This is a genomic window from Streptomyces sp. NPDC093089 (genome assembly GCF_044754405.1).
In the GTDB taxonomy this organism is placed as follows: Bacteria; Actinomycetota; Actinomycetes; order Streptomycetales; family Streptomycetaceae; genus Streptomyces.
In genome coordinates this window covers 11932-31655 of record NZ_JBIVPA010000021.1, presented here as the reverse complement: position 1 = coordinate 31655, position 19724 = coordinate 11932, and the positions used below count along the sequence as shown (strand labels likewise).

Sequence of the window (19724 nt, the reverse complement as noted above, 5' to 3'; positions counted from 1 at the left end):
CTCCCCACACCACCTCTGACCTGGGCTTTTACCCCTCCTCCCCGTATTCTTGGGGGACTCGGAGGGGAGATCCACATGGACCGGAACATCCGCACGATCGACGATGTCATGACCCTGCTCGACGGCCTGTTCGCGCCCGAGGCCGACCGGTGGACGGAGGCGGGCGCGGAGTGGTGGGACGGGTTCTACGCGGACCGGGGGAAGCCGGTGCCGTTCTTCGTCGGGAAGCCGGACGAGAGCCTGGTGTCGTCCGTGGAGCGGGGCCTGGTGCCGGCCGGCGGGCGGGCCCTGGACCTCGGCTGCGGGCCGGGGAGGAACACGCTGTACCTGGCGTCGCTGGGGTACGAGGTGGACGCGGTCGACCTGTCCGCCGGGGCGATCCGGTGGGCGGAGGAACGGGTGCGGGAGGCGGGGGCCGAGGGCGTCCGGTTCGTGTGCGGGGACGTGTTCGCGGCCGCGCTGGAGGGGCCGTACGACCTGGTGTACGACTCCGGTTGCTTCCACCACCTGCCGCCGCACCGCCGCGTCGGCTATCTCGCACTCCTGGACCGGGTCCTGGCGCCCGGTGGGCACTTCGCGCTGACGACGTTCGCGGCCGGCGAGGGCGGGATGGGGGCGGAGCTGTCGGACGCCGAGTTCTACCGGCGCGGGAAGCTGGAGGGCGGCCTCGCGTACACGGACGACTCGCTGCGCGCGATCTTCGCGGACCTGACCGAGGTCGAGGTGCGCCGGATGCGCGACGAGCCGGCCGACTCCCCCGTGTTCGGCGAGTCCTTCCTCTGGACGGGCCTGTTCCGGCGACCCGCGTAGGGCTCACGCCCGCGCCTTCCGGTGCCCCGCGCAGGACGTGGGGCTCACGCCCGCGAGCGGTGCCGGGCCCGCGGCCCGCGCAGGGCTCACATCGACGTCAGGTAGTCCGCGAGGCGGTCGTACTGCTCGCGGACGCCGGCCTCCATGCCCGCGGCCAGTGCCTGGTCCCTGATGTCGTTGGAGGGCCAGAAGGAGGTGCTGGTGAGGGCGGTGCCGCCGTCGGGCGTCGCGTCGAAGGCGAGGTTCACGCGGACCGGTTCGGCGTCCGGCATCTGCTCGAAGACCTCCGTGTAGTCGAGGCGCTCGACGGGGAGGACGTCCTCGTACGTGCCGGAGAAGACGATCTCCTGCCCGTCCGGCGCGGTCTGGCCCCAGCGCCAGGCGCCGCCGGGCCGCAGGTCGATGTCGACGACCGTCGTCGTCAGGACGGCCGCCCCGTACCACTCCCGTACGTGCTCGGGGACGGTCCAGGCCTCCCAGACCCGGGCCGGCGGGGCGTCGAAGGTGCGCGTGATGACCAGCTCGCGATCGGCCGGCGTCGTCAGCAGGGTGACCATGCCGCTGCCCCTTCCGTACGGCCCCCGGGGCGGCACTCCGCCGTGGCCGCCCCTTCCAGCATCCGCCGAACGCCCGAGGGCGGCACCCCCTGGTGGGAGTGCCGCCCTCGGTCGCGTTCAGCGATGAACCACCGATCCCGGAGGATCAGAAGTCCATGTCACCGCCCGGCATGCCGCCGCCGGCCGGCGCGGACGCCTTCTCCGGCTTGTCGGCGATGACGGCCTCGGTGGTGAGGAACAGCGCGGCGATCGACGCGGCGTTCTGCAGCGCGGAGCGCGTGACCTTCGCCGGGTCGATGATGCCCTCGGCGATGAGGTCGACGTACTCGTTGGTCGCGGCGTTCAGGCCGTGGCCGACGGGCAGGTTGCGGACCTTCTCCGCGACGACGCCACCCTCCAGGCCGGCGTTGACGGCGATCTGCTTCAGCGGGGCCTCGAGGGCCAGCTTCACGATGTTCGCACCCGTGGCCTCGTCACCCGTGAGGTCGGCCTCGAGCTTCTCGAAGACGTTCGACGCCTGGAGCAGGGCGACGCCACCGCCGGCGACGATGCCCTCCTCGACGGCCGCCTTCGCGTTGCGCACGGCGTCCTCGATGCGGTGCTTGCGCTCCTTGAGCTCGACCTCGGTCGCGGCACCGGCCTTGATGACCGCAACACCGCCGGCGAGCTTCGCCAGGCGCTCCTGCAGCTTCTCGCGGTCGTAGTCCGAGTCGGAGTTCTCGATCTCGGCGCGGATCTGGTTCACGCGACCGGCGACCTGGTCGCTGTCACCGGCACCGTCGACGATGGTGGTCTCGTCCTTGGTGATGACGACCTTGCGGGCGCGGCCCAGCAGGTCGAGGCCCGCGTTCTCCAGCTTGAGGCCGACCTCCTCGGAGATGACCGTGCCGCCGGTGAGGATGGCGATGTCGTTCAGCATGGCCTTGCGACGGTCGCCGAAGCCCGGGGCCTTGACCGCGACGGACTTGAAGGTGCCGCGGATCTTGTTGACGACCAGGGTCGACAGGGCCTCGCCCTCGACGTCCTCGGCGATGATCAGCAGCGGCTTGCCCGACTGCATGACCTTCTCCAGGAGCGGGAGCAGGTCCTTCACGGAGGAGATCTTGGAGTTGACGATCAGGAGGTAGGGGTCGTCGAGCGACGCCTCCATGCGCTCCATGTCGGTGGCGAAGTACGCCGAGATGTAGCCCTTGTCGAAGCGCATGCCCTCGGTGAGCTCCAGCTCCAGACCGAAGGTCTGGGACTCCTCGACGGTGATGACGCCTTCCTTGCCGACCTTGTCCATCGCCTCGGCGATGAGCTCGCCGATCTGGGTGTCGGCGGCGGAGATGGAGGCCGTGGAAGCGATCTGCTCCTTGGTCTCGACATCCTTCGCCTGCTCGAGCAGGGCGCCGGAGACGGCCTCGACGGCCTTCTCGATACCGCGCTTGAGGGCCATCGGGTTGGCACCGGCGGCCACGTTGCGCAGGCCCTCGCGGACGAGCGCCTGGGCGAGGACGGTGGCGGTGGTCGTACCGTCGCCGGCGACGTCGTCCGTCTTCTTGGCGACTTCCTTGACCAGCTCGGCGCCGATCTTCTCGTACGGGTCCTCGAGCTCGATCTCCTTGGCGATGGAGACACCATCGTTGGTGATCGTGGGGGCGCCCCACTTCTTCTCGAGGACGACGTTGCGGCCCTTGGGGCCGAGGGTGACCTTGACGGCGTCAGCGAGCTGGTTCATGCCGCGCTCGAGACCGCGCCGGGCCTCCTCGTCGAACGCGATGATCTTGGCCATGTGAAGTGGTCCTCCCGGACATGGGGTGGATAACGCTCCAGGACCGCGCCGACGCCCGCGACGGACGGCCTGCGTACCCGACGGTTCCTTGCCCCGTCCGGCCGCGGGCCTCATCTGCCCGATCCTCGTGGTAGCACTCTCACCTTCCGAGTGCTAACGCCAATGATTAGCACTCGGCATAGGAGAGTGCAAGCGACTCTCGACGATCGGGACGTGGCGGAAGGGGCGCGCGGGGGCGCGGGGGAAGGGGCGGGAACGCGCGCGCGAAGGGGCGGGAACACAGGGGGGAAGGGGCGGGAACGCGTGAGGGGTCCGCATCCCCTCAGGGATGCGGACCCCTCGACGGCGTTGCGTCGGTGGCCGATCGCGCCGCGCTCAGACGGCGAGCTTGACCATGTCCGCCTGCGGACCCTTCTGGCCCTGCGAGATCTCGAACTCGACTCGCTGTCCCTCTTCGAGGCTGCGGTAGCCATCCATCTGGATCGCGCTGTAGTGGACGAAAACATCCGCACCACCGTCGACCGCGATGAAGCCGTAGCCCTTCTCCGCGTTGAACCACTTGACGGTGCCCTGAGCCATGCCTAACTCCCCTATTACTGGCCCTTGCGCGGGACCGCACTTCGCGGACCCGGGTCAGACCCTGCGCCGGAACGCGTCGACCGCCGCTGAATGTATCTGCCCAACTGCCCTCTGCAACAGGTCATTCGAGCGGGAATTCTCGGCACGACGGAAAGGGGAATTGGGGAGAATCCCCTGGATGCCGGGGCAAGTCGGGCCCGGCAAAAGGCGCAGAACGTACACAACGCGCAGGCACTTTGGCTGCTTCTTGTCGCGCGGGGACGCTTTCTCATATGCGTCCGGCATGAGCAGCGGAGGGGACTTCCCCAACTCTACCCCGCTCAACCATGCAGAATTGCCCCTTCCGCTTATAGGCGCGGAAGGGGCAATTCAAGGAAGACGGGACGCGGAACGGCTCAGCAGCCGCCGGCCACCGCGGGGATGATCGAGACTCCGGCGCCGGCCGGGGTGGCCGTCTCCAGGCCCTGCTCGAAGCGCACGTCGTCGTCGTTCACGTAGACGTTGACGAAGCGGCGGAGCTTGCCCTGGTCGTCCAGGACGCGGGCGGCGATGCCGGTGTGGTTCTTCTCCAGGTCCGCGATGACCTCGGCGAGGGTCGCGCCCTCGGCCTGGACCTCGGACTGACCGCCCGTGTAGGTGCGGAGGATGGTGGGGATGCGGACGTTCACGGCCATGTCTTCGTAACCTTTCGGAGGACCGGAAAGCGGGCGGGCTCAGACCGCCAGGCCGGCGTCGCGGAACGCGTCCAGGCTCGGGCGGATGGTGACGGTCGCCTGAGAGGTGTCGGCCACCGCGTCCAGGGTCTTGAGTCCGTCACCCGTGTTGAGGACGACGGTGGTCAGCTCGGGGTCGATGAGACCCGCCTCGACGAGCTTCTTCGTGACGCCGACGGTCACGCCGCCCGCGGTCTCGGCGAAGATGCCCTCCGTCTGCGCGAGCAGCTTGATCGCGTCCACGACCTGCTCGTCGTTCACGTCCTCCACGGCACCGCCGGTGCGGCGGGCGATGTCGAGGACGTACGGGCCGTCGGCCGGGTTGCCGATGGCGAGCGACTTGGCGATCGTGTTCGGCTTCTGCGGGCGGACCACGTCGTGGCCGGCCTTGAAGGCGACGGAGACCGGGGAGCAGCCCTCGGCCTGGGCGCCGAAGATCTTGTACGGCTTGTCCTCGACGAGGCCCAGCTTGATGAGCTCCTGCAGACCCTTGTCGATCTTCGTGAGCTGGGAGCCGGAGGCGATCGGGATGACGAGCTGGTCGGGGATGACCCAGCCGAGCTGCTCGCAGATCTCGTACGCCAGCGTCTTGGAGCCCTCGCCGTAGTACGGGCGGAGGTTGACGTTCACGAAGCCCCAGCCCTCGCCGAGCGGGTCGCCGATGAGCTCCGAGCAGAAGCGGTTGACGTCGTCGTAGTTGCCCTCGATGGCGACCAGGTCGCCGCCGTAGACACCGGCCATGACGACCTTGCCCTGCTCCAGGTCGTGCGGGATGAAGACGCAGGAGCGGAAGCCGGCGCGGGCGGCGGCGGCGCCGACGGCGCCGGCCAGGTTGCCGGTGGACGAGCAGGAGAGGGTGGTGAAGCCGAAGGCGCGGGCGGCTTCGATGGCCTGCGCGACGACCCGGTCCTTGAAGGAGTGGGTCGGGTTGCCGGAGTCGTCCTTGACGAACAGCTTGCCGGGGGCGACGCCGATCTCGCGGGCGAGGTTGTCGGCCTGGACGAGCTTGGTCCAGCCCGGGTTCAGGTTCGGCTTCTCGGCGACGTCGGCCGGGACGGGCAGCAGCGGGGCGTAGCGCCAGATGTTGGCGGGGCCGGCCTCGATCTGCTTGCGCAGCGCCTCGGGGTCGCCGGTGGGGAGGTCGTACGCGACTTCGAGGGGCCCGAAGCAGAGTTCGCAGGCGAAGATCGGACCGAGCGGGAAGACCTCACCGCATTCGCGACAGGAGAGCCCGGACGCGGGACCGAGGTCGACGGTGGTGGAGGCGACAGTCTGTACAGCCATGGAGGCGAGGCCCTTTCTCCTCATCTTTCCCATGACGAATTTTTCGTCATGAGACGGATTTGGCACCTTCCCTAGCCGGGGACCTCGCTGGAGGACGAGACAAACCGACTGGAGGGTTGCCGGGGCTTCAACGGGCCGTTTCCCTCTGCCCCTCTGGATGAGCGGTATTCGATTGTGAAGCGCGGTGGACTTCGTTCCTGCGCTCCGACGCGGTCGGCACCCCGACGTGCATCGGGGATCCGCGTTGTTCAAGACTGTAACCGAAGGCCCGGATGCTTGGACCGGCCGTCCGTAACGCGAGATGGAGATCACGTGCTGGAAGAGGTGGAGCGCTGGCTGGACCGCCGGTCCTGGTCCGTGGAGGACCGGCCGCTGGAGCGCATCCTCGCCGCCAAGCGCAACACGAGGGTCAGCGTCGTGCTGCCCGCGCTGAACGAGGAGGCGACGGTCGGGGACATCGTCGCCGTGATCCGCCGCGAGCTGATGTCGGAGGCGGTGCCGCTCGTCGACGAGCTGGTGGTGATCGACTCGGGCTCCACGGACCGCACGGCGGAGGTCGCTGCGGCGGCCGGGGCGCGGGTGGTCGCGCGGGACGCGATCCTGCCCCGGATACCGGCGGTCCCCGGCAAGGGCGAGGTCCTGTGGCGGTCGCTCATGGTGACGAGCGGGGACGTCGTGTGCTTCGTGGACGCGGACCTGCGGGACTTCTCCGCGGACTTCGTCACCGGGATCGTGGGCCCGCTGCTCACCGACCCGGACGTCGACTTCGTGAAGGCGATGTACGACCGCCCGTTCGGGGACGCCCCTGGTCAGGGCGGCCGGGTCACCGAGCTGGTGGCGCGCCCCCTGCTCAACCTCCACTGGCCGCAGCTGGCCGGCTTCGTGCAGCCCCTCGGCGGCGAGTACGCGGCGCGGCGCTCGCTCCTCGAACGGCTGCCGTTCCCCGTCGGCTACGGAGTGGAGTTGGGGCTGCTCGTCGACGCGCTGCACACGGTCGGCCTGGACGCGCTCGCCCAGGTGGACGTCGGGGTGCGCAAGCACCGGCACCAGGACGGTCGGGCGCTCGGCCGGATGGCCGCCGCGATCTACCGGACGGCGCAGCTCCGGCTCTCCCGGGGCCACCTCGTACGGCCCCGGCTCACCCAGTTCGAGCGCGGCGAGAAGGGCTTCGAGCCGCGCACGTACGCCGTGGACACGGAGGAACGCCCCCCGATGGCCGAGATCACGGAGTACGCGCGGCGCCGGGTGGCCTGACGGCCGGGGCGGGCGCGCGGCGCCGGGTGGCCTGACGGCCGGGGCGGGCGCGCGGCGCCGGGCGGCTTCACCGCGTGGCGCAACACCCTACGATGATCCGCTTTGCCTACATTGCCCTGTTATGCGCTTCAGACGACACCACCTGGGCAGAGTGCTGGCGGCCATCGGCCTGACGGCGGGTTCGCTCGTGTTCACGGCGGCCGGACCGGCCGCCGCGGACGTGGTCGAGCCCTTCGGCAAGCGGTACGAGGAGACGCTGCACGGCGACTTCACCACCCTCGGCAACACGGTCACGGCCTGTCCCACGACCCCCGCCTGCGCCGCCTCCCCCGCTCCCCCGGCCCCCGGCCCGCAGGGCGGCCGCTCCTCCGGCTCCATGGCGGCGACGGGCGGGAACGCCGAGCGCCTCTGGCTGCTCGGCGCCCTCGCCGTGGCCCTCGCGGCCGCCGGCCTGGTGGCGAAGGCGGCCCTGCGCAACAGCCGGCGCGATTGACGAACCGGCCGCCGAAGCCGCCGGTCGCGCCCCCGGCCGAACCGCTGACCTGCGGCGACTGAGCGTGGCCGAATCAGCCTGTCTCGTATACGTACGTTTGAGCGTTTACGGGACGGGCTAGGTTCGCCACATGGCTACTGTGCTCGTGGCATCCAACCGGGGCCCCGTCTCGTACGTCCCCGGCGCCGACGGCTCGCTCGACGCCCGCAGGGGCGGCGGCGGCCTGGTCTCGGGGCTGAGCGCCGTGTCCGCCCAGGAGAGCCTGTGGGTGTGCGCCGCGCTCGGCGAGGGCGACCGCGAGGCCGTCCGCCGCGGAATCTCCGAGCCGGGCGTCCGCATGCTCGACATCGATCCGGACGTGTACGACGCCGCGTACAACGGCATCGCGAACTCGGTGCTCTGGTTCCTCCACCACCACCTGTACGACATCCCCCGCGAACCCGTCTTCGACGCCGCGTTCCGCCGCAGCTGGGAGTCGTACCGCGCCTACAACCGCGCCTTCGCCGAGGCCCTGGCCGCCGAGGCGGCGGAGGGCGCCGCGGTCCTCGTCCAGGACTACCACCTGGCCCTCGTCCCGGGGCAGCTCCGCGAGCTCCGCCCCGACCTCCGCATCGCCCACTTCACGCACACCCCGTGGGCCTCCCCCGCCTACCTCCGCATGCTCCCCGACGACCCGCGGGAGGAACTCCTCGCGGGCATGCTCGGCGCCGACCACCTCGGCTTCCACACCCAGGCCTGGGCCTCGGCCTTCACCGAGTGCGCGGGCCCCGCAGGCCTCGGCCGCTCCGAGGTCGCGGTGCACCCCCTCGGCATCGACGGCGACGAGCTCCGCTCCCTGGCACACCGCCCCGAGGTCGACGAGCGGCTCGCGGCGCTCCGCAAGGAGGTCGGCGACCGCAGGACCATCGTCCGCGTCGACCGCACCGAGCTCTCCAAGAACATCCTCCGCGGCCTCCTCGCCTACCGCGAGCTCCTCACCACCCGCCCCGAGTGGCACGACCGCGTCGTCCACCTCGCCTCGGCCTACCCCTCCCGCCAGGACCTCGACGTCTACCGCGCGTACACGACCGCCGTCTCGGACCTCGCCGCCGAGATCAACGCCGAGTTCGGCACCCCCGACTGGCAGCCCGTCCTCGTCTCCGTCCAGGACGACTTCACCCGCTCCCTCGCCGCCTACCGCCTCGCCGACGTCGCCCTCGTCAACCCCGTCCGCGACGGCATGAACCTCGTGGCGAAGGAGATACCCGTCGTCTCCGAGTCCGGCTGCGCCCTCGTCCTCTCCCGCGAGGCCGGCGCCCACGCCGAACTCCACCCCCACGCCCTCACCGTCAACCCCTTCGACGTGTCCCAGACCGCCGAAGCCCTCCACGCCGCCCTCTCCATGCCCCCCGCCGAACGCACCACCCGCACCAAGCGCCTCGCCGCCACCGCCACCGCCCTCCCTCCGACCCGCTGGTTCCTCGACCAGCTGGAGGCCCTCGGCGGCTAGATGGCGGCACGGGCGGTCAGACGAGCGAGGGCAGGATGCCGCGGCGCCAGTGCCCGAGCCAGAAGGCCATGGCGGACGTCTTGTCCTGGCCCTCGGTCGAACCGTCGTGGAGGAGGTACTCGGTGGGCGCCACGTAGCCCTCTCCGGGTGCAAGGCGGATCCGGACGCACCGAAGGGGGTGACCGGCGGCGACGTACGCGCGGTAGTCATCGGTGTGGGGATGCCGCCGCTCGTACGAGTCGGGGTGGACCACCCGACATACGGCCTCGGCGTCGAGGCTTCCGAGGATGATGAAACGGTCTCCGGGCCCGAGGTTGAGGGCGAGCCGCCGCCTCCCGGTCGCCTTCCGGCCGTAGGGGAGCTTGTCCCAGTTGTCGAGGTGGAGGCCGATCAGGCGTCCGTCACGATAGTTGTCCGTGGTCGTGCGCATCCCGGGCTTGGCGAGGGCCTGGCCGATGTACTCGGCGTGGTCGTCGCCCAGGGGCTTCGCCAGCTCGCCAAGCCCCCGGCCGGTCGGTACGGGCGGCCGGACGATCTCCACGAGCATGCCGGCCCCCGCCCCTGCGGGAGCGGTCAGCATGCGACCGGCCCCAGCGCCCAATGGCTGCCAGTCGCCGGAGGGGACTACGGCCCCGTCCTCGTACGCCGCCTCGCCCCTGGCTGTTCGGACTACGGCGAGGTCACAGCGTGCGCGTAGAGCGCGCAGGTCATTGAAGGCCAGATACAGGGGCACGGCGGTCCTCCTGGAGTCAGTCGTCCCCGACCGTGATGTCGAGCTCACTCACCAGTGCGTGAACGAGGTCGGCTTGTTGGGTGTGGTCGATGCGGACCTTGGCCAGATTCGCGACGCCCCGGAGCATCGACAGGTCGTTTCCGCGCAAGTCCGTGTCCCGGTAACGGCCGCCACCGAACTCCGTGACCCTCAAGGTGCAGTCGGAGAACACGGCGGCGGACAGGTCGCAGTCGCTGAACACCGCTTCGGTGAGGACGCAACCCGTGAACGCGACGGGACCGGTGGCACGGATCCTGTCGAACGTCGCGTAGTCGAACTTGCAGTCCTCGAACAGCACGTCGTCAAGGACCAGTCCGTCCAGCGCGGCGCCCATGAGCTTGCAGTCGCGGACCACCACACGGGTCAGCTTGCACCCGCTCCAGCGAGCCGAGCGGAGATCACTGCCACTGATCTCCACGCCGTGCAGATTCAGGGCCTGGAACTCGACTCGCTGAGAGCGGACGTCGGTGATGCGGCCGGTGATGAGCTGTGTGTCCGCCAAGTCGAGCGAGCGCAGGTCCGCGTCTCGGAAGGAGAAGTCCTGGACGATGCCGTGCACGCTGTCGAGGGTGTCGACGTTCGACAGGTACAAGCCGGGTTCGTCCAGGTCCGGGGTCGTCACGGTGACGTGCCCGAAGGCGCGGGTGGCCATGATGGTGCTCCGTTCTGTCGCGGGGCCGGGGCGGCCACGCAGAGTCGGCTGGGACCGCCCCGGTATCAGCGTGACCTAGGACTTCTTGCTCCAGTCGTCCCACGTGGGCCGGTTGTCGAACACCGGGGTGGGGTTGTCCCAGGTGGGCCGGTTGTCAAAGGTGGCCAGAGCCTGCGTCCCGGCGACCTCCAGGAGGGACCGGAAGCCCTGGGGCGAGTCCATCACGAGGGTGGTGGCGTCAGTGGGCATGTTCGCGGACATGGCGCGTTACTCCTTCCAACAAGGCGATCTTGGCGGTGGTGCAGTACCGGGTCCTGGTCCCGTCCATCCGGCCGTCGTGCTCGAAGTACCGGTTGGCGGGGTGCGCTCCGCCGCAGAAGGCGAAGGAGGGGCATGCGGCGCGGCAGGCGTCCACGCCCTTCCAGAACTCGGCGATCCAGGGAGTGCGTTCCTCGGCCTCGGCGACGAGGACGTCGAGGCCGAGACCGAGCACGTTGCCGGTGGTGAAGTCGCCGAACCGCTCGTCGGTGAACCCGGCCAGCTCGGGGGAGAGCATGACCACACCGCCGTCGTACGCGACGGTGGGCAGCGGGTCCCACGGGGCGGAGGCCGGGAGTGGTGCCGTGACCTGGCCCTGGAGGACAGCGCCGGCGAAGTTCAGTACGCGCTGGATCTCCCGGAGGCGTACGACCGGGTTGGCACGCCAGGCGTCGGCGAGGGCGGCCCAGAACTCGACCGCTCGACCGATGTCGGGCGTGGGGGCGGTCAGGTTGACGCCCTCCTCCTCTTCGACGTTCACGCCGAGAGTGGTGACGCCGAGCTCGGCGAAGAACTCGTAGAAGCGGCTGGCGTCCGCCGGGTCGGGGTCGGAGACGACCGCGATGGCGGAGAACGGGATACCGTGACGGCGCAGGCGGTCGATCCCGCGCATCGTGACCTGGAATCCGGGGCGCCCGACGAGGGTCACACGATGCGTGTTCATCTCTGCGGGGCCGTCGATGCTGACTCCCACGGCTACCTCGTGGTCCAGCAGGAACTCACACCAGGAGTCATCGACCAGAGCGGCGTTCGTCTGCACGGAGTGCTTCACGCCATCGAAGGGGGCCATGAGCGCCGCCAAGTGCTCGCGTCCCGTGGCAAGGGGCTCACCTCCGTGCCACACGACCTCGAATACCGGGTCATCGGCCGCCCACGCGTTGACCTGTTCGGCCACCGCTCTGGCGACATCCACCGTCATGAGGTGCTTCTCCTTCCGTAGGGGCAGGTAGCAGTACGTGCAGTCCATGGGCAGGCACTGAGTCGTCGGCTGCATGATCACCGCACGGGGGACGGCCGCGAGTCGCTTGGGACTGCACGAGGGCATGGGGCTCCTCTCGACCGGTCGGACAGCCCGGATGTTGGCGATCGCCGTCGACCACTCGACACCGGACGCGGGGCGGATGTGAGCGACGCGGACCATGCGGCCGTCGTCGTGTACTTCGTGTGTGACCGCCATGAGCTCGCCCTCGCCCTGCGAGGCGATGTCTCGTACCCGGCGTCCGAGCAGCGCATGCCGTTCGTACCCGGCATGGTCGACGGCGTTCACTCCTCGCCGTCCCGGTCGGGCCTCTCGCCGGCGAAGCGGCGCATGAACCGCTCCCAGCCACCGGCCGCTCGCAGCCGCAAGGCCCGGCTCGGCTCACCCGGTTGGACCTCCTGCGGAATGTAGGTACGGCCGTTGCCGGGGCTCCAGCGAGGCGATTCGGGTGGTGTCACGCAACTGCTCCTCTCTGCGAGAAGCCGCCTGAAGGACTCTTCGCCCCATGAGCGACGTGCGACCAGTGAACAACGATCCGTTACCGTCTCCCAGAGCGGACCCTGCGCAATGCCCGGGCGTTTTCCAGGCGTCGGTGCGCGCGCGCAGGGAAAGGTGCTCCTATGAGGGGATGCCAATGTCATTGAGGCGTAGGCGCCTTGCTGAACGGCGTGTGGCGCGGGGTTACTCTCAGGAGGAATTCGCAGAAGCGCTCACGGTGGCCGCGTCCACCGTCGTCCGTTGGGAAAGCGGTCGTGCCACCCCCCAGCCGCACCAACGACTCAAGATCGCAGCGCTGTTGGGAGTGACCCTCCCCGAGCTGGAAGCCCTCCTCTCCGAAGAACAGCCGGTGGAGACCTCTGTGCTCCCCGACACCCCGCCCCTCTTCCATGGTGATGATGACGACATGAAGCGCCGCGATGTCCTGGGCCTACTCGCCGTCACGGGCGCACTGGTCGCCCTGCCCGACTCCGACGAAGCCCCCCGAGAGTGCGCGGCGGTCGAACTCCTGGAGACGGGGGACGACCTGCACCGCAGCCTGTGGCAGATCTATGCGCTCTCGGACTCCAAACAGGCTGTCTTCCCCGCTGTTCGCGTACAGCTCGACGCCATGACGAGGGGACTGGCCGAGGCACGTATGCCGGGGGATCGGGACCGGCTGTGCCGGATGACGGCCGACCTCTACCAACTCGTCGGTGAGCTGTTCTTCGACGCCAACCGGTACACCGACGCCGCCCAGTGCTACACATTGGCCGCCCACGCCGCTCATGCCTGCGGGGACCACGACCTCTGGGCCTGCGCCATGACCCGCCACGCGTACGTCGAGCTGTACGCGCGCCGCGCCCCCGCCGCCCAGTCTCTGCTCGCGGCAGCTTCCCGGATCGCCCTACGGGGCGACGACGCACTCTCCACTCGCCACTGGGTCGCCGCAGTCCAGGCGCAGGCGTACGCGGCGGTGGGCGACCTCGACGCCTGCAACCGGGCTCTGGACGAAGCCGAGGAGGTGCATGCCCTTGACAGCGCCCACTCCCACAACGGGGGCTGGCTCCGCTTCGACGGCTCCCGCCTCGCTGAGGAAAGAGGAGCCTGCTACCTCCAACTGGGCCGCCCCGACCTCGCGGAGGAAGCCCTCACAGCAGCCCTCGCGCAGCCCCTGTCACTACGCCGCCGCGCTGCCGTCCTCGCCGACCTCGCAGTCCTCGGAGCGCACCGGTGTGACATCGACCAGGTCATGCACTACGCGGAGCAGGTGCTCGGTCTGGCCGACCGCTCCCACTCGGGATTCATCTGCAGGAAGCTGGACGGGCTTCGAGGGCGTCTTGCCCCGCTCATGGCCGATGGCCGAGTCTCGGACCTGGATCACCGAATCGCGGCGCTACCGCGTACCGCATGACGAGAGGGACACGCGCATGAGTGACGGCCGGATTTTCCGCGAGGCGTGGATCGCCGGTGTGAACAAGCACTATCCCGGCGAACCGAAGCCCGGCTACATCACGCCGTGGGACGAGACCCCCGAGTGGGAGCGCGAGGCAGCCACCGCCGTGTGCGGACAGGTACGCGACTTCATCGAAGCCAGCGGAGGGCATACGGCCCGCCTCACCCGCGAGCAGAAAAGCCGTTTCGTAGCGATCTGCTGGACGGCCCAGATGTTCAGGCACTTCGAGGATCCGAAGCCCGGATACGTCGCCGACTGGACCGACCTGCCGGCCTGGCAGCGGGAGACGGACGCGGACATCTTCGAACGCATCGAGCAGACCCGCTGACGTCCGGAAGGGCGACGCCCCTGTCCGGACCGATCCTGGCAGGGGCGAATGCGCGAGGTCGAGGAGAGCGTCTGTTAGACCCGTCGTCGCTCACGCATCGCTGTCGTTGCCCCCGTCGATGACGGTCAGCTCGGCGCCCTTCCCCGCGTACGGGTCGGGCGTGCCCGCGGGGATGTTCTGGATGGCCTGGCCCTGAGCGGCGCCGTTGCCGTTGAAGACGAAGTCGGCGCGCAGACGCCAGTCGCGGCCGTCGGGGTAGATGAATCCGGCCTCGGCGAGCTGGCGGAGAGCCCGCGACACGGTCGGCTGCTGCATCCCGACCTGCACGGCGAACTTCGCCTGCGTCTCAACGCGGACCAAGCCGTGGTCCTTGCGATTCTGCATGGCGCACATCTTGTGGAACAGCTTGTACGCCGCTCCGCTGAGGTCGGCCTCAGCCAGGGCGTTGTGAGCCTCGTAACCCATCGTGGTGTAGCCACCTCCTCGGAACCAGAGCCCGGCACCTGCACTGACCGACGAGTGAACGGTGAGGTCCTGAACCTCGCCGGTGAAGCGATTGACCGTCTCGATCCTGGTCACGCGCCGGGCCGCACGCACAGATTACCTCCACGAGTGGATGAAGCCATCCAGGGCTGCATAAGAATCCCAGGTTGCGCATCACCTTATGCATTTCCGCATCAAATCTCAAGGGTGATACCCACTATCTATACGATTTCGCATAGGAAGCTCACATGGCTGCAAAACTGTCGATGCATCCCCGCAGGCCAGAGGCCTGCCGCAGCCGCTCCGTCTTAAGCAGGTAAGCGCACCCGCCGCACGGAGGCCCCTGCGGTACTCGCTGCGCTCCGTTCCTCGGAGGTGCCCCCACCCCGCCCCGGCACTCACCGGCCGCCGTGGGCCGAGGCCGTGGCAACAAAGGGCAGCGTGGCCGGGGGCGGTGGGTGGTTGCCGTGCACACGTGGCGGACGCCCGTCCGGCTTTCCCGCCGTCTGGGCGGGCTGTCGTGGGTTGAGGCCACGACAGGGTCCCTCGGGAGATCAGGCGGTTGTTCGCTCCTCCCGCCGTTCCCTCCCCCACGCCGCCAGTGGTTCCAGGGCGTCGTTGAGGCGGGTGCCGGACTTGGTGAGGGAGTACTCGACGCGGGGAGGGACCTCGCCGTAGGAGACGCGGTGGACGATGCCGTCGGCCTCCAGCTCGCGGAGGTGGGAGGCGAGAACCTTTTCGGTGACGCCCGGGAGGAGGCGGCGGAGTTCACCGAAGCGGCGGTTGGGCTGCTCGTGGAGCGCCCAGAGGACGAGGACCTTCCATTTGCCGCCGATCACCTCCATCGCGGTGTCGATGCCGCAGATGTGACCGTCGTCGGCGCCCGGCCGGTTCAGCGTCGCCATGTGCCCACCCTTCTGACCTGTTCGCTCACTTCAGGGTAACCACCCACTTCCAAGTGGGTACTTGAGCAGGCCAGAACCCCGGAGCAGCCTTGTCGGCATGACACGGAACACTGCTGCGAAGCCCCCCGTCACCCTTCTCGGCCTCGGCGCCATGGGGACCGCCCTCGCCCGGACCTGGCTCGCCGCCGGGCATCCGCTCACCGTCTGGAACAGGACAGCGGCCCGCGCCGAGGCGCTCGCCGCCGAGGGCGCGAAGGTCGCGGACAGCGCGGCCTCGGCCGTCGCGGCGAGCGCCCTCATCGTGGTCTGCCTCCTCGACGACGACTCGGTCGGCGAGGCTCTGGACGGCGTCGACCTGGCCGGCAGGGACCTGGTCAACCTCACCACGACGACCCCCGCCCAGGCCCGCGCCCGCGCCGCATGGGCAGAAGAGCGGGGCGCCCGCTACCTGGACGGCGGGATCATGGCCGTACCGCCGATGGCGGGGGTGCCGGAGGCCGGGGGTTACGTGTTCTACAGCGGGTCGCGGGAGTTGTTCGAGGCGCGCCGGGAAGCCCTGGCCGTTCCACTCGGCACGAAGTACGTCGGGGCGGACGCCGGGTTCGCCGCCCTGCACGACGTGGCCTTGCTGAGCGCGATGTACGGGATGTTCGCCGGGACGGCGCACGCCTTCGCGCTGATCCGCCGGGAGGACATCGACCCCGTGGCGTTCGCCCCGCTGCTCGCCGACTGGCTCGCGGCCATGGCCCAGGGCGTCCACGGGACCGCCGCCCAGCTGCGGTCCGGCGACTACAGCGAGGGCGTGGTGTCCAACCTCGCCATGCAGGTGGCCGGTACGCCGACGTTCCTGGCCACGGCGGAGGGTCAGGGGGTCAGTCCGGAGCTGATCCGGCCGTACTTCGAGCTGATGCGGCGCCGCCTCGACGTCGGCAGCGATGAGGAGGACCTCACGGGGGTGGTCGATCTGCTGCTTCGGTGACCGGTGATTCGGTTACCGGTAATCGGTGAAGACCCCTCCTCTTGAGGGGGTGTCTCGTGCCAGACTCTGCGGCGATCGTTCCCCCAGGCGATCCGTTTTTCCCCATGAGGCACATGAGGCAAGCGGAAGGATCGCAAGAAACGTGAAGAAGATTGTCGTGGGCATGACCCTCGGGTCGGCGCTCACCGCACTCCTCGCCGCGGGGCTCGTCCCCGCCGCCGCGCAGGAAGCCAAGGACGCCGCGCCGACGGGCGCGAAGGCGCACCGGTCCGACAACCGCCCCGGACCGCTCACGAAGCAGCGCACCGAACTGCGGGAGAAGGCGATCGACCTGATCGCCAAGGGCAAGGCGAAGGCGAACGCCGAGGGCGTCGTCGAGGTCGCCGACGGCAAGTTCGTGGAGACCGAGACCACCACCGCCCAGCGCCAGGAGAAGATCTTCACGATCCTCTCCGAGTTCGGCGACCAGGGCTCCGGCAAGCTCGGCACCGTCCCCGGACCGCTGCACAACCAGATACCCCAGCCGGACCGGGCCGAGGACAACTCCAACGCCTGGACCGCCGACTTCTCCAAGCCGTACTACGAGAACCTCTTCAACGGCTCCGGCGAGTCGATGAAGACGTACTACGAGAAGCTGTCCAACGGCCGCTACTCGGTGACCAACACGGTCGAGGACTGGGTCAAGGTCCCCGGCAACGCCTCCACCTACGGCGACAACGCCGTCGAGGACACCGGAGGCTCCTGGGCCTTCATCCAGGACACCGGCGACGCCTGGTGGAACGCGCAGATCGCGGCCGGCAAGTCGCCCGCCGAGATCGACGCGTACCTCGCGCAGTTCGACGTGTGGGACCGCAACGACTGGGACCACGACGGCGACTTCGACGAGCCCGACGGCTACATCGACCACTTCCAGGCCGTCCACGCCGGCATGGGTGAGGACGCCGGCGGCGGCGCCCAGGGCGAGGACGCCATCTGGTCGCACCGCTGGTTCGTGAACGGCGACGACTACGGGCTCACCGGCCCCGACGTCTCCGGCACCCAGAACAAGGGCGGCGGCGCCCGCATCGGCCAGTCCAAGTACTGGCTCGGCGACTACACCACCGAGGGCGAGAACGGCGGACTCGGCGTCTTCTGCCACGAGTTCGGCCACGACCTCGGCCTGCCGGACTACTACGACACGGACGGCGGCGAGAACTCCACCGCCTTCTGGACCCTGATGAGCTCCGGCTCCTGGCTCGGCCACGGCGCCGCCGCGAACGCGGGCATCGGCACCCACCCCGGCCTCATGGGCGCCGAGGAGAAGCTCTTCCTCGGCTGGCTGGACTACAGCGACGCCCCGCTCGGCACCGACGGCACGTACACCCTGAACCCGGCGCAGCTCCAGGTCACGGGCAAGAACCAGGCCGTCCGCGTCGCGCTCCCGGACAAGACGAGCAGCACCACCTACGCCACGCCCTCCTCGGGCACGCACGCCTGGTGGACCGGCTCGGCCGACGGCCTCAACCAGTCCCTCACCCGCTCCGTGCCGGCCGCCCCGAGGGTGACCGTCAAGGCGAGCGCCTGGTACGAGATCGAGGCGGACTACGACTACCTCTTCGCCGAGTACTCCCTCGACGGCGGCACCACCTGGGCCCGCGCGGGCGACGCCGTCTCCGGCTCCTCCGTCGGCAGGTGGACGACGCTGCGCTACTCGTACGACTCCGCCGGCAAGCCGTCCCTCTTCCGCTTCCGCTACCAGAGCGACGGCGGCGTGCACTTCGCCGGCGCGTTCCTCGACGACGTCACGCTGACCTCGGGCGGTACGACCCTGGTGACCGACGACGTCGAGAACGGCGCGAACGGCTGGACCGCGCAGGGCCGCTGGAAGATCTCCACCGGCACCGAGACGGCCACCTCCCCGCGCTACTACCTCCTGGAGAACCGCGAGTACGTCGGCTCCGACGCGCTCCTCGCCGAGGGCCCGTACCAGTTCAGCAAGGGCGTCACCGCCCCCGACTGGGTCGAGTACTTCCGCTACCAGAACGGCCTGCTCGTCTGGTACGTCGACCGGTCCTTCGACGACAACAACGTCAGCAAGCACCCCGGCGGCGGCTCGGCCATGGCCGTCGACGCCCGACCCGCCCCCTTCAAGTACGCCGACGGGACCGCGCCCACCAACCGGCGCCAGCCCTTCGACGCCACCTTCGGCCTGGAGGCCACCGACGCGACCTGCCTCCACAAGGAGGTCCTCGTCGGCAAGGGCGGCAACAAGACCGTCGAGACGCAGGCGGCCTGCGCCCCCTCCGTCCCCGGCATCCCGGTCTTCGACGACACCGACCCCAACGCCTACTACGACACCACGGCCCCGCAGGCCAGCGTCAAGGTCGCCGGTCACGGCGTGCGCGTCACCGTCACCGGCGACGCCGGCGACGACCTGACGATCAGCGTGACCAACCCGGCCGCGCACTGATCGCGGAGTCACCTGACGGGGGCGGTACGGAGGGGCCTCAGGCTCCTCCGTACCGCCCTCGCGGCATGCCGGGCCTCTCAGTCCTCCCGTACCGCCCTCGCCAGTTCCGTGAGGAACGCGACCACGCCCGCCGGGCCCGGGACGGAGAGGTCCGCACGCTCGGCGAGCTCCGGGACCTCGGTGGAGCCGCTGCACACCAGGACGCCCGGGGTGCCGTCGGAACGGAGCTTCTCGACCGCCGCGAAGGCCGGCAGGTCGCCCAGGTCGTCGCCCGCGTAGAGCACGGACCCCGCGCCCACCTCCCGTACGTACTCCGCGAGCGCCACGCCCTTGTCCATGCCGGGCGGCCGCAGCTCAAGGACCATGCGGCCGGGTTCCAGGACGAGCCCGTGATGGGTGGCGAGCTCGCCGAGCGGGCCCTTGAGCGCCTCGAAGGCGCCCTCCGGGTCGAGGGCCCGGCGGGTGTGGACGGCGACCGCCCGGCCCTTCTCCTCGATCCAGACGCCGGGCCAGGCCCCGGCCCGGTCCAGGAAGCCGGGGAGTTCGGCGCGGACGGAGGCCACGCCCGGGTGCGGGGCGGCGGCGTGGACGGTGCCGGTGACGGCGTCCCAGCGTTCGGCGCCGTAGTGCCCGAGGACGACGAGGTGCTCAAGGCCGGGGACGCCGGCGAAGCCGCCGTAGCGGACGGCGACCCCGGCGGGGCGGCCGGTCACGACGGCGATCGAGGCGACCTCGGGGGCAAGGGCGGCGAGGGCCGCCACGGCACCAGGGTGCGCGCGCGCCTGCTCGGGGTCGGCGACGATCTCGGCGAGCGTGCCGTCGAAGTCGAGGGCGACGACGGCCTTCGCCGGCCGCGCGAGCAGCGCGGCCAGACCGTCGCGGCCGGAGGACGTGGCCGGGTGCGGAAGGCTGCTGACCATGCTCCCGACCCTACCGACGTACGGCCGTCCCGTCAGCGGGGCCTGCACGAGGG

General features: G+C 70.0%; 21 protein-coding genes, 1 pseudogene and 1 riboswitch. Of the genes and pseudogenes, 9 read left to right on the top strand and 13 right to left on the bottom strand.

Annotated features, from left to right (window positions below):
* Positions 1-75 precede the first annotated feature (75 nt).
* Positions 76-810 carry a class I SAM-dependent methyltransferase gene (locus tag ACIQFX_RS35630; protein WP_402471943.1) on the top strand — a complete coding sequence of 245 codons (735 nt, stop codon included), beginning with the start codon at positions 76-78 and terminating at the stop codon, positions 808-810.
* A gap of 86 nt (positions 811-896) precedes the next feature.
* Here the strand turns inward: ACIQFX_RS35630 and ACIQFX_RS35625 are convergent, their stop codons facing one another.
* The 5 genes from ACIQFX_RS35625 to thrC all read right to left on the bottom strand — a co-directional run bounded on the left by ACIQFX_RS35625 (position 897) and on the right by thrC (position 5741).
* Positions 897-1367 (bottom strand): SRPBCC domain-containing protein, encoded by a 471-nt coding sequence (locus ACIQFX_RS35625; protein WP_402471940.1) that lies wholly within the window; start codon positions 1365-1367, stop codon positions 897-899.
* Between the two features lie 145 nt (positions 1368-1512).
* Positions 1513-3141: a chaperonin GroEL gene (gene groL / locus ACIQFX_RS35620; protein WP_402471937.1), complete on the bottom strand. Its 1629-nt coding sequence runs from the start codon at positions 3139-3141 to the stop codon at positions 1513-1515.
* Between the two features lie 375 nt (positions 3142-3516).
* Positions 3517-3720: a cold-shock protein gene (locus tag ACIQFX_RS35615; RefSeq protein WP_015035246.1), complete on the bottom strand. Its 204-nt coding sequence runs from the start codon at positions 3718-3720 to the stop codon at positions 3517-3519.
* 395 nt (positions 3721-4115) lie between these two features.
* Positions 4116-4394 (bottom strand): MoaD/ThiS family protein, encoded by a 279-nt coding sequence (locus ACIQFX_RS35610; protein WP_017238235.1) that lies wholly within the window; start codon positions 4392-4394, stop codon positions 4116-4118.
* Positions 4395-4433: 39 nt separating this feature from the next.
* Positions 4434-5741, bottom strand: coding sequence for a threonine synthase (gene thrC, locus ACIQFX_RS35605; protein ID WP_402471934.1), 1308 nt, complete (start codon positions 5739-5741; stop codon positions 4434-4436).
* A riboswitch (SAM riboswitch) is annotated at positions 5735-5881 on the bottom strand. It overlaps the preceding gene by 7 nt.
* A gap of 148 nt (positions 5882-6029) precedes the next feature.
* Here thrC and ACIQFX_RS35600 point away from each other — a divergent pair.
* The 3 genes from ACIQFX_RS35600 to ACIQFX_RS35590 all read left to right on the top strand — a co-directional run bounded on the left by ACIQFX_RS35600 (position 6030) and on the right by ACIQFX_RS35590 (position 8953).
* Positions 6030-6971 carry a glucosyl-3-phosphoglycerate synthase gene (locus tag ACIQFX_RS35600; protein WP_402471933.1) on the top strand — a complete coding sequence of 314 codons (942 nt, stop codon included), beginning with the start codon at positions 6030-6032 and terminating at the stop codon, positions 6969-6971.
* Between the two features lie 121 nt (positions 6972-7092).
* A complete protein-coding gene (locus tag ACIQFX_RS35595) occupies positions 7093-7464 on the top strand; it encodes a hypothetical protein (protein ID WP_402471930.1) in 372 nt (123 codons plus the stop codon).
* Positions 7465-7594: 130 nt separating this feature from the next.
* Positions 7595-8953, top strand: coding sequence for a trehalose-6-phosphate synthase (locus tag ACIQFX_RS35590; RefSeq protein ID WP_402471928.1), 1359 nt, complete (start codon positions 7595-7597; stop codon positions 8951-8953).
* 16 nt (positions 8954-8969) lie between these two features.
* On the opposite strand, the gene ACIQFX_RS35585 is transcribed toward ACIQFX_RS35590, so the two are convergent.
* From ACIQFX_RS35585 to ACIQFX_RS35565, 5 genes are all read right to left on the bottom strand, one after another.
* Positions 8970-9533 (bottom strand): hypothetical protein, encoded by a 564-nt coding sequence (locus ACIQFX_RS35585; protein WP_402471925.1) that lies wholly within the window; start codon positions 9531-9533, stop codon positions 8970-8972.
* A gap of 169 nt (positions 9534-9702) precedes the next feature.
* Positions 9703-10377, bottom strand: a complete 675-nt coding sequence (locus tag ACIQFX_RS35580) for a pentapeptide repeat-containing protein (RefSeq protein WP_402471922.1) — start codon at positions 10375-10377, stop codon at positions 9703-9705.
* Between the two features lie 75 nt (positions 10378-10452).
* Entirely contained in the window at positions 10453-10638 is a 186-nt protein-coding gene (gene amcA, locus ACIQFX_RS35575; protein WP_402471921.1) for a multiple cyclophane-containing RiPP AmcA, read from the bottom strand.
* A complete protein-coding gene (amcB, locus tag ACIQFX_RS35570) occupies positions 10616-11740 on the bottom strand; it encodes a cyclophane-forming radical SAM peptide maturase AmcB (RefSeq protein WP_402471919.1) in 1125 nt (374 codons plus the stop codon). Before amcB ends, amcA begins: the two co-directional genes overlap by 23 nt.
* Before the next feature lie 218 nt (positions 11741-11958).
* Complete coding sequence (locus ACIQFX_RS35565; RefSeq protein WP_402471917.1) at positions 11959-12132, bottom strand: hypothetical protein; 174 nt, start codon at positions 12130-12132, stop codon at positions 11959-11961.
* Positions 12133-12179: 47 nt separating this feature from the next.
* On the opposite strand from ACIQFX_RS35565, the pseudogene ACIQFX_RS35560 reads away from it, so the two are divergent.
* The 3 genes and pseudogenes from ACIQFX_RS35560 to ACIQFX_RS35550 all read left to right on the top strand — a co-directional run.
* Positions 12180-12491 (top strand): annotated as a pseudogene (locus ACIQFX_RS35560) (multiprotein-bridging factor 1 family protein); the annotation flags it as partial.
* 87 nt (positions 12492-12578) lie between these two features.
* Positions 12579-13565, top strand: a complete 987-nt coding sequence (locus tag ACIQFX_RS35555) for a transcriptional regulator (RefSeq protein ID WP_402472132.1) — start codon at positions 12579-12581, stop codon at positions 13563-13565.
* Positions 13566-13581: 16 nt separating this feature from the next.
* Positions 13582-13935, top strand: coding sequence for a hypothetical protein (locus tag ACIQFX_RS35550; RefSeq protein ID WP_402471914.1), 354 nt, complete (start codon positions 13582-13584; stop codon positions 13933-13935).
* 90 nt (positions 13936-14025) lie between these two features.
* On the opposite strand, the gene ACIQFX_RS35545 is transcribed toward ACIQFX_RS35550, so the two are convergent.
* Positions 14026-14514, bottom strand: a complete 489-nt coding sequence (locus ACIQFX_RS35545) for a helix-turn-helix domain-containing protein (RefSeq protein WP_402471911.1) — start codon at positions 14512-14514, stop codon at positions 14026-14028.
* Positions 14515-14972: 458 nt separating this feature from the next.
* Positions 14973-15323, bottom strand: a complete 351-nt coding sequence (locus ACIQFX_RS35540) for a winged helix-turn-helix transcriptional regulator (protein WP_402471909.1) — start codon at positions 15321-15323, stop codon at positions 14973-14975.
* 97 nt (positions 15324-15420) lie between these two features.
* Here ACIQFX_RS35540 and ACIQFX_RS35535 point away from each other — a divergent pair, with 97 nt between their 5' ends.
* The gene (locus tag ACIQFX_RS35535; protein ID WP_402471906.1) at positions 15421-16302 is read left to right on the top strand and encodes an NAD(P)-dependent oxidoreductase; all 882 of its coding nucleotides are present in this window, start codon (positions 15421-15423) and stop codon (positions 16300-16302) included.
* Between the two features lie 142 nt (positions 16303-16444).
* Positions 16445-18751 carry an immune inhibitor A domain-containing protein gene (locus ACIQFX_RS35530; protein WP_402471904.1) on the top strand — a complete coding sequence of 769 codons (2307 nt, stop codon included), beginning with the start codon at positions 16445-16447 and terminating at the stop codon, positions 18749-18751.
* Positions 18752-18828: 77 nt separating this feature from the next.
* Here the strand turns inward: ACIQFX_RS35530 and otsB are convergent, their stop codons facing one another.
* Positions 18829-19671 (bottom strand): trehalose-phosphatase, encoded by an 843-nt coding sequence (gene otsB / locus ACIQFX_RS35525; RefSeq protein WP_402471902.1) that lies wholly within the window; start codon positions 19669-19671, stop codon positions 18829-18831.
* Positions 19672-19724: the final 53 nt, after the last annotated feature.

Bases quoted from the DNA above. Each gene is read 5' to 3' on its own strand.
- ACIQFX_RS35630 (WP_402471943.1), top strand. From the start codon at position 76: ATGGACCGGAACATCCGCACGATCGACGATGTCATGACCCTGCTCGAC.
- ACIQFX_RS35625 (WP_402471940.1), bottom strand. From the start codon at position 1,367: ATGGTCACCCTGCTGACGACGCCGGCCGATCGCGAGCTGGTCATCACG.
- groL (WP_402471937.1), bottom strand. From the start codon at position 3,141: ATGGCCAAGATCATCGCGTTCGACGAGGAGGCCCGGCGCGGTCTCGAG.
- ACIQFX_RS35615 (WP_015035246.1), bottom strand. From the start codon at position 3,720: ATGGCTCAGGGCACCGTCAAGTGGTTCAACGCGGAGAAGGGCTACGGC.
- ACIQFX_RS35610 (WP_017238235.1), bottom strand. From the start codon at position 4,394: ATGGCCGTGAACGTCCGCATCCCCACCATCCTCCGCACCTACACGGGC.
- thrC (WP_402471934.1), bottom strand. From the start codon at position 5,741: ATGAGGAGAAAGGGCCTCGCCTCCATGGCTGTACAGACTGTCGCCTCC.
- ACIQFX_RS35595 (WP_402471930.1), top strand. From the start codon at position 7,093: ATGCGCTTCAGACGACACCACCTGGGCAGAGTGCTGGCGGCCATCGGC.
- ACIQFX_RS35590 (WP_402471928.1), top strand. From the start codon at position 7,595: ATGGCTACTGTGCTCGTGGCATCCAACCGGGGCCCCGTCTCGTACGTC.
- ACIQFX_RS35585 (WP_402471925.1), bottom strand. From the start codon at position 9,533: ATGCTGACCGCTCCCGCAGGGGCGGGGGCCGGCATGCTCGTGGAGATC.
- ACIQFX_RS35580 (WP_402471922.1), bottom strand. From the start codon at position 10,377: ATGGCCACCCGCGCCTTCGGGCACGTCACCGTGACGACCCCGGACCTG.
- amcA (WP_402471921.1), bottom strand. From the start codon at position 10,638: ATGTCCGCGAACATGCCCACTGACGCCACCACCCTCGTGATGGACTCG.
- amcB (WP_402471919.1), bottom strand. From the start codon at position 11,740: ATGCCCTCGTGCAGTCCCAAGCGACTCGCGGCCGTCCCCCGTGCGGTG.
- ACIQFX_RS35555 (WP_402472132.1), top strand. From the start codon at position 12,579: ATGAAGCGCCGCGATGTCCTGGGCCTACTCGCCGTCACGGGCGCACTG.
- ACIQFX_RS35550 (WP_402471914.1), top strand. From the start codon at position 13,582: ATGAGTGACGGCCGGATTTTCCGCGAGGCGTGGATCGCCGGTGTGAAC.
- ACIQFX_RS35540 (WP_402471909.1), bottom strand. From the start codon at position 15,323: ATGGCGACGCTGAACCGGCCGGGCGCCGACGACGGTCACATCTGCGGC.
- ACIQFX_RS35535 (WP_402471906.1), top strand. From the start codon at position 15,421: ATGACACGGAACACTGCTGCGAAGCCCCCCGTCACCCTTCTCGGCCTC.
- otsB (WP_402471902.1), bottom strand. From the start codon at position 19,671: ATGGTCAGCAGCCTTCCGCACCCGGCCACGTCCTCCGGCCGCGACGGT.